A 10973-nucleotide genomic window follows, 5' to 3' on the forward strand; every position below is an offset into this window, starting at 1 on the left:
CTGCGGCCCTCGGGAGTCTCGTCGGGGAGCGAGGCGAGCTGCGCGCGATCGGCGAGATGCTCCACGGTCACGCCGAATACCGGGAGGAACTCCACCGCCTGGCGGTTGCCGAGCGTGATCGTGCCCGTCTTGTCGAGCAGAAGGGTGTTGACGTCGCCGGCGGCCTCCACCGAACGGCCACTCATCGCGATCACGTTCTGTTGGATGAGCCGGTCCATCCCGGCGATGCCGATCGCCGAGAGCAGGCCGCCGATCGTCGTCGGGATGAGACAGACGAGCAGCGAGATGAGGACCGGCATGGACACCGTGGTGCCGCTGTACGCGGCGAAGGGTGCCAGCGTCGCGACGGCGAGCAGGAAGACGATCGTGAGTCCCGACAGCAGGATCGTGAGCGCGATCTCGTTCGGCGTCTTCTGCCGCATGGCGCCCTCGACGAGCGCGATCATGCGGTCGAGGAAGGTCTCGCCCTGGTTGGCGGTGATCCGGATGATCAGGTAGTCGGACAGGACCTTCGTGCCGCCGGTGACGGCGGAGCGGTCGCCGCCCGACTCGCGGATGACGGGGGCCGACTCGCCGGTGATCGCCGACTCGTCCACCGACGCCACGCCTTCCACGACCTCGCCGTCGCCGGGAATCACGTCGCCCGGCGTGCAGATGACGAAGTCGCCTACCCGGAGCTGCGACGCCGGCGTGGCGAGCACGGCGATCTTGTTCGTCGGGTCGTCCAGCTTCTTGGCCACGGTCTGCGTGCGCGCCGAGCGGAGCGAATCGGCCTGGGCCTTGCCGCGCCCCTGCGCCATCGCTTCGGCGAAGTTGGCGAACAGCACGGTGAACCAGAGCCAGACGGCGATCTGGAGCGTGAACCCGACGCCGGGCAGGTGCTGCGCGATGTCGCGCACGAGGACGAGCGTGGTGAGGATGCTGCCCACGAACACCACGAACATGACCGGATTCCGGATGATGTCGCGCGGGGCGAGCTTGGCGAACGCGTCGCGCACGGCGCGGCGCACGATGGGCGGATCGAACAGCGGACGGGCAGCGACGGCCATGTTAGAAGAGCCTCCCCGCGCGCATCAGGAAGTGCTCGACGATCGGGCCGAGCGAGAGCGCGGGAAAGAACGTGAGGGCACCGACGATCACGATGACGCCGATGAGGAGGATGACGAACAGCGGCGTCGTGACCGGGAAGGACGCCGTCGATTCCGGCGCCGCTTTCTTCTCGGAGAGGAACCCCGCCAGGGCGAGCATCGGTACGATCATCGCGAACCGGCCGACCAGCGTGTTCAGCCCCAGGGTCGTGTTGTAGAAGTAGCTGCCGCCGGTGAGGCCGGCGAACGCGCTGCCGTTGTTGCCGGCCGTGGACGCGTACGCGTACAGGATTTCGGAAAGCCCGTGCGGCCCGGCGTTGTTCAGTCCGGCCAGCCCCGCCTTCACGGACGCCGCCACGGCGGTGTTCACCAGAATCGCGGCAGCGAACACCAGGGCATAGAGCATCGCCATCTGTACTTCCCGCGCCTGGATCTTCTTGCCCAGGTACTCCGGCGTGCGTCCCACCATGAGTCCGGCGATGAACACCGTGAGCACGACCATCACGAGCATGCCGTAGAGGCCGGCCCCCACCCCGCCGAACACCACCTCGCCGAGCAGGATGTTCGTCAGCGGGACCAACCCGCCGATCGGCGTGAACGAGTCGTGCATGGCGTTCACGGCGCCGCACGACGCGTCGGTGGTGATCGTGGCGAACAGCGCCGAATTCGCGATGCCGAATCGGACCTCCTTGCCCTCCATGTTGCCGCCGGGGTTGGTTGTCGACGCCACCGTGTTCACGCCGAGCTGCCGGTGGATGGGGTTCCCGCGCGCTTCCGCCCAGTACGCGGTGGTCGTCCCGGCCATGAACAGCACGAACATCGCGGCCCAGAGCGCCCACCCGTGCTTCTGGTTCTTCACCATGCGGCCGAACGCGTAGGTCAGGCCGGCGGGAACGAGGAAGATCGTGAACATCTGCCAGAAGTTGGTCCACGGCGTGGGATTCTCGAACGGATGCGCCGAGTTGGCGTTGAAGAATCCGCCACCGTTCGTGCCGAGCTGCTTGATGGCCTCCTGGCTGGCCACCGGCCCCATGGCGAGGACTTGTTTCGCGCCCTCGACCGTCGTGACGGTCACGTAGTGCGCGAAGTTCTGGATCGCGCCCTGCTGGACGAGCAGCAGCGCGAACAGGAACGACGCCGGCAGGAAGACGTACAGCGTGCCGCGCACGAGATCGACCCAGAAGTTGCCGAGCCTGCCCGCGCTGTGGCGCGCGATGCCCCGCGTGAAGGCGATGGCGAGGGCGACGCCGACGGCCGCCGACGCGAAGTTGTGGAAGGCGAGCTGGGTCATCTGCGAGAAGTACGACATCGTCGTCTCCCCGCTGTACGACTGCCAGTTGGTGTTCGTCGTGAACGACGCCGCCGTCTCGAAGGCCTGGCGGTCCACCACGTTGGGCAGGTGCTGCGGGTTGAGCGGCAGCCACTGCTGGACCCGCAGCACGAGGTACGTGAGCAGCATCGTCGCCAGACTGAAGATCAGCATCGACGCGGCGTAGCGCGTCCAGTGCTGGTCCTCGTCCGGGTCGACGCCGCCCAGACGATAGAGCAGCCGCTCCACCGGGCCGAGCCAGTGGAGCGACCCGTCGTAGACCTTGACCAGATAGACCCCGATCGGCTTGGTCACGAGCAGCAGCGCCACCGCGTAGAACGCGATCTGAATCCAACCGTTGGCGGTCATGTCAGAACTTCTCCGGCCGGAGGAGCGTGTAGATCAGGTACACCAGGAGCAGCGCGGCGACGATCGCGCCGACCACGTTGTCGGTCGTCACGTCGTGCGCTCCTCGTGCTCGCCGCCCGCGCCAAGGCGTCGGCACGCGCCGACGTACGCCAGCATCAACGCGAAGAACGCGATGGCCGTGAGCACATATATGAAATCCAGCATGAACGGGCCGCCTGTGAGGAGTCGGGTTTCTGCGAACCGCAGGAACGCTATTCGGGGGGCGTGAAAACCGCGTTAACGAAGCAGTACGCGGATTGCCGGTGCGATGAATAGGGGATTCCCCGGCGTCACCGGCCGGAATCGTTCACGCGTCGTTAATGCGCGGGCCTTAGGGTTCGTCCCGGCCGGGGAGCGGCGATCGATGACGGTCGATCGCCGCGGCCCCGCTGCGGGGGAGGCCGCCATGGGCTGGGCCGTATTTCGTGCGTGGTCTGTCGCGATCGTGGTCGCGGCATTCGTCGCATATCTTGCGATGCAGATGGTCTTCGGCATCGACGTCGCGCGCCTTCTAGAGGCGGCCTCGATCGCGCGCCGTGAACGCAAGCGCGCGGTGATCGGCCGGGGCAGCCTCAGCCGGCCGGGGCGATCAGTGCGGGGACGTCCGCGGCCGGGAGATCGAAGGTGAACACGCTGCCGCCGCCGGGACGCGGCGCCAGGCGGACGTCGCCCCCCTGCGCTTCCGCCAGGCGGCGGGCGATCGCGAGCCCGAGCCCCACGCCGCCCACGTCGGGGGGGCTGCCCGGAGGCCGGTAGAAGGCGGTGAACACCCGCTCGCGCTCGTCCTCGGGGATGCCCGGCCCGCGGTCGGCCACGGCGAACTGCACCCGGTCACCGGCGCGCCGCACGTCCAGATCCACCGGCGAATCCTGGGGCGAGTACTTGAGCGCGTTTTCCAGCAGGTTCACGAGGACGCGCACGGCCTGCACCGTGTCGCACACCACGCCGATCGGGCCGGCTGCTTCGGCGTGGACGGCCACGGCGCGCGCGCCGCGGGCGGCGGTCACGCTCCGCACCGCCGCACCGACGATCTCGTCGGCCACGTTGAGTTCGATGCGCAGCGGCAACGAGCCGGCGTTGAGGCGCGACAGGTCGAGCAGGTCGGCGACCATGCGATTCAGGCGGTCCGCTTCCGCTTCGATGGACACGGCCTCTTCGGTCCCTCGCTCGGCGAGCCGGTGGGCCAGCGCCTTGATGGACGTGAGGGGCGTGCGCAGGTCGTGCGATACGGCGGCCAGCAGCGCGTCCTTGAGCTGTCCCGCCTGGCGGAACGCTTCGGCCCGGTCTGCTTCGGCCGAGAGGCGAGTGCGCTCCACCGCCAGCGCGGCGTAGTAGGCGAGCGCGTCGAGGAATTGGCGTTTGGCCGGATCGAGCGTGAACGGCGCGTCGCTGGAGATGCGAAGCACGCCCACGGTGCGCCCACGAACGCCGAGTGGCACGAGGAGCGCGCGCACGTCGTCGCCGATCGGCCAGAGCGGAAGCTGGCTCCAGCTCTCGCCGGGCGCCGGCGCGAGCGGGGCGATGCGCGTGGTGCGATCCGCGCGTTCGGTGGCCGGCGCTCCGGCTTGCGCGACCCACGCCGCCAGGCCGGCCGGATCGACGTCCGCGGCGCCGCCGCACGTGCCGGCCGCGCCAGCCCGCGAATACGTCGGACCGGGGAGCCGCGCCACGAAGATCTCGCAGCAGGCCACCTCGAGGGTGGCCTGTATCACGCGCGCGATCGCGGTGAGCGCGTCCTCGGCGCGGCCCACGTTCAGCGTCTCGGCGCCGAGCACGGCCAGGCGTTCCACTTCCACGGAACGTTGGCGTGCCGTCTCGGCGCGATCCTCGGCGCGCGCGAGCAGCTGCGCCGCCACGATTCCCGTGACGAGAAAGGCCACTAGCACCAGCCAGTCCAGCGGATCCTGGATGACCAGCGTGTAATACGGCGGGAGAAACGCGAAATCGAAGATGAGGAAGGCCACGGCCGAGAGCGCGATGCCGAGGACTCGGCCGCCCGCCGCGCTCCCGCCGAGGACCACGAGCAGGAAGAGCAGGGCGACGTGCGCCTTGTCCACGTGGCTGCGCACGAGGAACAGCCCGGCGCTCACGGCCGCGAGCGCGAGGAACGACAGGGGCCACGCCCAGCGTCGCATCGGGCGGCGGCCGTTATCCGGCATCGACGGGGTCGATCTCGAAGCGATAGCCCACGCCCGGTTCGGTCACGAAGTGGCGTGGCGTGTACGGATCGGCTTCGAGCTTGCGGCGCAGATGGGCCATGTACACGCGCAGGTACTGCTGTGGGTCGCCGTCCGACGACCCCCAGACGGCGCGGAAGAGCTGGGCATGGGTCATCGTCCGGCCGGCGTTGGCGGCGAGCACCTGCAGCAGCTGCCACTCGGTGGGACTGAGGTGCACGGCCGCGGCGCCGCGCGAGGCCGAGCGGCGCTCGACGTCGATCGTGAACGGGCCGATGGCCAGTGGCCCGCGCGGCGGAGCCGGGCGCCGAGCGCGGCGGAGCTGGGCGCGGATGCGGGCCCGGAATTCCACCGTGCCGAACGGCTTGGTCACGTAGTCGTCGGCGCCGGCGTCGAGGAGCCGCGCCTTTTCGCTCTCCGAATGGCGGGCCGACAGCACGAGGATCGGGGCCTGCGTGAACTCGCGCAGCCGGCGGCAGACCTCGACGCCGTCGCGATCGGGGAGGCCGAGGTCGAGGACGATGACGTCGGGATGTTCGCGTTGCGCAGCGGCTATCGCTTCGACGCCCGTGGACGCTTCAACGCACCGTGCCACGTCGAGCGCGACGGCGTCGCAGACGGCGGTGCGGATTTTGGGCTCGTCGTCCACTACGAGCAGCGTTTGCCGGGACGTCGTGGGCATACGGAGGTGGGGGGAAGCGTCCGGCGGGATTACGGACGGTCGCGGGAGGACGCGACGAGGCCGAGTACGCCGGCGGCCCCCACCTCGTGCCAATTCGCTCGCTGCATCGCGCCTCCCCATCGGTTGGACTTCGCGGTTCGCCCTTGCCTGTTGTCCGCGACCCGAACTATTCTTAAAAAGATAGATACAGGGTGATGGAGCTCACCCGCAACCGCCGGCACCATTGGCTGATGGCTCCTACGCAATCGCTGCGCGGGAGCCATACTTGTGTCCATGACCGACTTGCATCCGGTGCTCAACGAGCATCAGCGGCGCCACTTCGCGGTGCTCCTCGTGGGGCTCGACGAAGCGCTGGCGCGCATCGAAGAGTTGGCCGACCAGGATCGCCAGGCATGGGGCCCCCTCACCGAGTACGCGGACGACCTACCGCCGAGGTTCACCGCCGAGGCGTATCCGCTGATCGCCGACCTGCGGTCGCGCGTTCTCGCGTTGGGCGCGTTGCTGCGCACGGATAGCCGTCACATGTCCCGAGCGCGGAGCATCCGCGCGATGGTGACGTCGGCGACCATCCGGCTGGAAGACAGCCGGGCGCGCGGCCTGCGGGGCTACGGGGCGGTGGACCCGAGCGTGCACGAGCAACTCGACCCGGTGCTCGACGATCTCATCGAGCGATTCCGAGCGGTGGGGCGATTGGCCGCGTGGGAGGCGGCGGGCCCGAACCGGCCGGAGCGGTCATGAGATTTCTCATCAATGTCGGGTACGTGGCCGTGGGGGCGGCGATCGGCGGCGCGCTGCGCTACATCGCGACGGTGTTCATCCAGGGGCGCGCCGGCCCGGCCTTTCCCGTGGCCACCCTGATCATCAACGTCACGGGCTCGCTGCTGCTCGGCTTCCTGGTCGCATACCTGGCCGAAACCTCGGCCGTGCGGCCGGAATTGGGGCTGCTGCTCACCTCGGGCGTGTGTGGCGGGTACACCACGTTCTCGACGTTCAGCTACGAGACGTTCGCGCTGCTGCGCGACGGCGAGTACAATCGAGCGGCGGCGTACGTGCTCTTGAGCGTCGGCGCGTCGCTGGTAGCGATGTTCGCGGGGTTCGCGGCGGCCCATGGCGCCATCCACCTGCAGCGCGGAGGAGCGTGACGATGGCAGACCACCAGGCCGGCAGCATCACCCACGGCTTCAAGGGCGAGCGCATGCTGATGCGCGTGCATATCGGCGAGAGCGACAAGTACGAGGGCAAGCCGCTCTATCAGCAGATCGTAGAACTGTTGCGCAAGCGCCATTACGCCGGGTGCACCGTGTTTCGCGGGATCATGGGATTCGGCGCCACCGCGCACCTGCACACCGACCGGTTCCTCGAATTGTCCAGCGACCTGCCGATCGTCGTCGAATGCGTGGACACGCCGGAGCGCATCGAGGAGATCCTCCCGGAGCTGGACGACATGATCGGGGGCGGGCTCATCACGCTGGAGCGCGCCAGGGTGATCATGTATCGTGGCAACGTGCCTCCCGACCGGCGTACGGGGAGCTGGTCGATCGACCTCGGAGAGGGCTGAGGCATTCGCGGGGCAGTGCGGGCCGCTCCGCTCCGGTGGTGCGCTTGACGCGTTGGCCGGGGACGGCTAGCCATTCACACACAACCGAGACCCGTGGTCATTTCCCGCCTATTGCCGCCACGCAAAACAACGAGCTAAAACGCGACCCGGGCGGAAGTCGTCCCGGGACTTGTCGTTTAGGGGAACTTTCCGCGCGGCCGACGGCTCCCTGCAGTATCACGCCTCATCTCCGGGAGTTCGAACATGAGTACCGCGACGATCGCCGACCAGGCCATTCTTGCCAGGGAATACGCGCACCCCGAGTCGCTGGTGAGCACCGCATGGCTGGCCGAACACCTGAACGATCCGGCCCTGCGCATCATCGAGAGCGACGAGGACGTGCTGTTGTACGACACGGGGCACATCCCGGGGGCCCAGAAGGTGGATTGGCACCTGGACCTCAACGATCCTCTGGTGCGCGACTACATCGACCGCGATCGGTTCCAGGCGCTCGCACGCCGGTTGGGGATCGACGAGACGACGCCGGTGGTGTTCTACGGCGACAAGAGCAACTGGTGGGCCTGCTACGCGCTGTGGGTGTTCCAGCTGTTTGGATTCACGAACGGGCGCATTCTCGACGGCGGCCGCATCAAGTGGGAGCTGGAGGGGCGGCCGCTGGTGACCGACGTTCCCGTCCATCCATCCACGACGTACACGCCGCCGGCGCGCCGCGACGAGCGCATTCGTGCATTCATGGACGACGTGAAACGGCACGTGGCCGCCCATCGCCAACTCGTGGACGTGCGCTCCCCGGACGAGTACACCGGCAAGAAACTGCACATGGCCGACTACCCGCAAGAGGGCGCGCTGCGCGGCGGGCACATTCCCCGAGCGAAGAGCGTCCCCTGGGCCCGCGCGGCGAACGCGGACGGCACGTTCAAAACAGCCGACGAACTCCGCGCGATCTACGAACGCGAGCAGGGGCTCACGCCCACCGACGACGTCATCGCCTACTGCCGCATCGGCGAGCGCTCGTCGCACACCTGGTTCGTGCTCACCTACCTGCTGGGGTTCGAGAAGGTGCGCAACTACGACGGCAGCTGGACGGAGTGGGGGAACGCGGTGCAGGCGCCGATAGAACGGTAGGAGGGTAGGATGGATGACTGCGGAACGCGGTTTACGCTCTATCCTCCTACTCTCCCGCTGTGGGGCGGAGCGGCGGGGTGGTGGGCGGCGGCCGCCGGCGGTGCGTGGCCTGCTCGTACCCGTACGCCAGGGTGATGAGTGTACGCTCATCCCAGGCCCGTCCGAAGAACTGGAGGCCGGCTGGGAGCACGCCACCATGCGTGTAGCCCATGGGCACGGTGATGGCCGGGAACCCCGTGCTCGGTGAGAAGAACTGGTTGTTGTCGCCGGCCGGCGTGTTGAGATCGCCGATCAGCCGCGGCGGGTTGCTCCAGGTGGGATAGACCATCGCGTCCAGGTGCATGGAGTCGAGCAGCTGCGTGACGGCGGTCCGGAGCCGCGCCCGCATGGCCTCCTGGCTCGTACATCCGGGGTTGTTGGCCGCGGTGTCTTCCACGGCTTCGGCATCCTTGAGCCGCACCTCGATCGAGGGATGGTACTCTCGCGTCCGGATCAGCTCGGCCAACGTCTTGACCGGTGGAGTCGGGCTGAGCGAGGCCAGGTAGGCATTGAAATCGCGCTTGAACGTATTGCACCCGGCCGTCTGCAGGCGGCGGATGGCGGTCAGGTCGGGCACCGCCACGGGATCGATGATCGTCGCGCCCTGGCGCCGCAGGTCGTCCAGCGCCGCGGCGAACAGCCGGGCGATCTCGGGATCGAGCGTGGGCGTGTCGTACGCCTGGTGCAGCACGCCGATGCGCCTGCCGCGAAGCCCGTCCGGCACCAGCGCCGACGCATAGTCGGCGCTCACGTGGCCGCGGCTGGCGAGCGTGACCGGATCGCCCGGGTCGGGTCCGGCCATCACCTGCAGCACGGCAACCGCATCGGCCACGGTGCGCGCCATCGGTCCCGTGACATCGGCGCCGAGGAACAGCGGCACCACTCCCGACCGGCTGGTGAGTCCCATCGTGGGCCGGATTCCGACGAGCGCCTGGTGCGACGACGGTCCGCGAATGGAATTGCCGGTGTCGGTGCCGAGACCGACGACGCCCATGCTCGACGCCACCGCCGCCGCGGTGCCCCCGCTGGAGCCCGCGGTCACGCGATCCAACTCGTACGGGTTGCGCGTGTAGCCGGGGAGAATGGAACTGACGGTCTCGTAGGGGCTGAACGCCAGTTCGGCCATGTTCGACTTGGCGAGCACGATCGCGCCCGCGGCGCGCAGCCGGGCCACGACGAACGCGTCGCGATCGGGGGCGAACCCCTTGAAGGCGAGCGACCCACCAGTGGTCTGAAGCCCCTTCGTGTCGTAGTTGTCCTTCACGATGATTGGGATGCAGAACAAGGATCCTGCGGCGGCCCCGCGCGTGGCCACGGCGTCGAGGCTGTCGGCCACGGCGAGCGCGTCGGGGTTCACGAGGATGATGGCGTTGATCGCCGGTCCGTTCTTGTCGTAGGCGGTAATGCGATCGAGATACGCCTGCACGAGGCCGCGGCAGGTGATTGCGCCGCTGCGCAGGGCCGCGTGGACGTCGGCGATGCTCGCCTCCACGACGTCGAACGGTCGTGCAGCCGCGGGCGCCGGGGAGGCCTGCGCGGCGAGCCGGGCCGCGCCGAAGGCCATGGCGGCCAGTGCGAGGCAGCCGCGCGCCGCCGTACCGCTTCTGAATAGTCTCATTTCGCTCTCATGATTGTGGAAATGTCCCAGCGGGATTTACCACATTTTGCGGGAGTCTGCCGCCTGCACCGGTGGAGGCTAGCCGAGCGCGGGGGCCGGGCACATCTTCCCGGAGGCCGCCGACGGCTCGCGTCGGTCCACCCGTTTCCCCCCAACCGTGCCATGACCGAAACCCGATTCCGCGCGCGGTCCGTGTCCGAGATCGTGGACGCGGCGTTCCAACTCTACCGCGAGGACGCGCTCCAATATATCGTCGTGACGGCCGTGGCGTATGCGCCGTGGCTGATCCTGCGACTGCTCTTCGTGCCGGGGGTGGGACTGACGCCATCCGCGCCGACTTTTGGGCCCACGGCGGTCGTGACGCTGGTGCTGAGTGGCCTCGGGACATGGGTGTCGTTCGCGTTGATGACCGCGGTCATCGTGCGGCTCGGATCCGACGCATACCTGGGCGACCCCGGACCGCGCGACGTAGGGGCCACGATGCGCGAGTTGATGCCCCGGATCCCCGCGATCCTGATTGGCGGACTGTACAAGTACGTCCTTGCGATGCTCGGGCTATTGTGCCTGGTGTTCGGCGCCCTCTACGTGGCGGCGCGGTACTTCGCCGTCGACGCGGCCATCGTCCTCGAGGGCCGCGGGGCGTGGGCGGCGCTCGGACGGTCGTCGGTCCTGTCGAAGGGGCGCAAGCGGCACATCCTCAACACGCTGATCCTGATCTGGCTCATCTACTTCGTCCTGGACATCGGAGTGACGCTTGTGGGTCAGATGACCGGGAGCACCGTCATTCTCCTCGTACTCGCGACCGCGTTCACGATCGTGGCCTATCCGCTGATCGGCCTCACGGAAATGCTCCTGTACTACGACGCGCGAATTCGGGGCGAGGGGTTCGACATCGAACTCATGGCGCGGAGCCTGGAGTCCGGCGCGGCGGAGGCCTGACGAACCCGAGCGTCGCGATCGGGCTCCTGC

Annotated in this window: 11 protein-coding genes and 1 riboswitch; of the genes, 5 read left to right on the top strand and 6 right to left on the bottom strand. The window is 68.5% G+C overall.

What is annotated here, in order from left to right:
* The 5 genes from VNF92_04615 to VNF92_04635 form a co-directional block, all read right to left on the bottom strand.
* On the bottom strand, window positions 1-1049 hold a 1049-nt coding region (locus VNF92_04615), incomplete at its 3' end, for an HAD-IC family P-type ATPase (protein ID HVA57149.1).
* A gap of 1 nt (window position 1050) precedes the next feature.
* Window positions 1051-2766: a potassium-transporting ATPase subunit KdpA gene (gene kdpA / locus VNF92_04620; protein HVA57150.1), complete on the bottom strand. Its 1716-nt coding sequence runs from the start codon at window positions 2764-2766 to the stop codon at window positions 1051-1053.
* Between the two features lies 1 nt (window position 2767).
* Window positions 2768-2857: a K(+)-transporting ATPase subunit F gene (kdpF, locus tag VNF92_04625; protein ID HVA57151.1), complete on the bottom strand. Its 90-nt coding sequence runs from the start codon at window positions 2855-2857 to the stop codon at window positions 2768-2770.
* A gap of 520 nt (window positions 2858-3377) precedes the next feature.
* Window positions 3378-4940: an ATP-binding protein gene (locus VNF92_04630; GenBank protein HVA57152.1), complete on the bottom strand. Its 1563-nt coding sequence runs from the start codon at window positions 4938-4940 to the stop codon at window positions 3378-3380.
* Window positions 4941-4953: 13 nt separating this feature from the next.
* Window positions 4954-5664: a response regulator transcription factor gene (locus VNF92_04635; GenBank protein ID HVA57153.1), complete on the bottom strand. Its 711-nt coding sequence runs from the start codon at window positions 5662-5664 to the stop codon at window positions 4954-4956.
* Between the two features lie 181 nt (window positions 5665-5845).
* Window positions 5846-5911, top strand: a riboswitch (Fluoride riboswitch).
* Window positions 5912-5937: 26 nt separating this feature from the next.
* Here VNF92_04635 and VNF92_04640 point away from each other — a divergent pair.
* The 4 genes from VNF92_04640 to VNF92_04655 all read left to right on the top strand — a co-directional run bounded on the left by VNF92_04640 (window position 5938) and on the right by VNF92_04655 (window position 8347).
* Window positions 5938-6402 (top strand): hypothetical protein, encoded by a 465-nt coding sequence (locus VNF92_04640; GenBank protein HVA57154.1) that lies wholly within the window; start codon window positions 5938-5940, stop codon window positions 6400-6402.
* On the top strand, window positions 6399-6806 hold the full coding sequence (crcB, locus tag VNF92_04645; GenBank protein HVA57155.1) for a fluoride efflux transporter CrcB: 408 nt from the start codon (window positions 6399-6401) through the stop codon (window positions 6804-6806). Before VNF92_04640 ends, crcB begins: the two co-directional genes overlap by 4 nt.
* A 2-nt stretch (window positions 6807-6808) precedes the next feature.
* Window positions 6809-7222, top strand: coding sequence for a DUF190 domain-containing protein (locus tag VNF92_04650; GenBank protein ID HVA57156.1), 414 nt, complete (start codon window positions 6809-6811; stop codon window positions 7220-7222).
* 243 nt (window positions 7223-7465) lie between these two features.
* Complete coding sequence (locus VNF92_04655) at window positions 7466-8347, top strand: sulfurtransferase (GenBank protein ID HVA57157.1); 882 nt, start codon at window positions 7466-7468, stop codon at window positions 8345-8347.
* Between the two features lie 46 nt (window positions 8348-8393).
* Here the strand turns inward: VNF92_04655 and VNF92_04660 are convergent, their stop codons facing one another.
* A complete protein-coding gene (locus VNF92_04660; protein HVA57158.1) occupies window positions 8394-10004 on the bottom strand; it encodes an amidase family protein in 1611 nt (536 codons plus the stop codon).
* A 162-nt stretch (window positions 10005-10166) separates the two neighbouring features.
* Here VNF92_04660 and VNF92_04665 point away from each other — a divergent pair, with 162 nt between their 5' ends.
* The gene (locus VNF92_04665) at window positions 10167-10943 is read left to right on the top strand and encodes a hypothetical protein (protein ID HVA57159.1); all 777 of its coding nucleotides are present in this window, start codon (window positions 10167-10169) and stop codon (window positions 10941-10943) included.
* Window positions 10944-10973 lie beyond the last annotated feature (30 nt).

The sequence above is a fragment of the Gemmatimonadaceae bacterium genome (assembly GCA_035533015.1).
Taxonomy (GTDB): Bacteria; Gemmatimonadota; Gemmatimonadetes; order Gemmatimonadales; family Gemmatimonadaceae; genus JAGWRI01.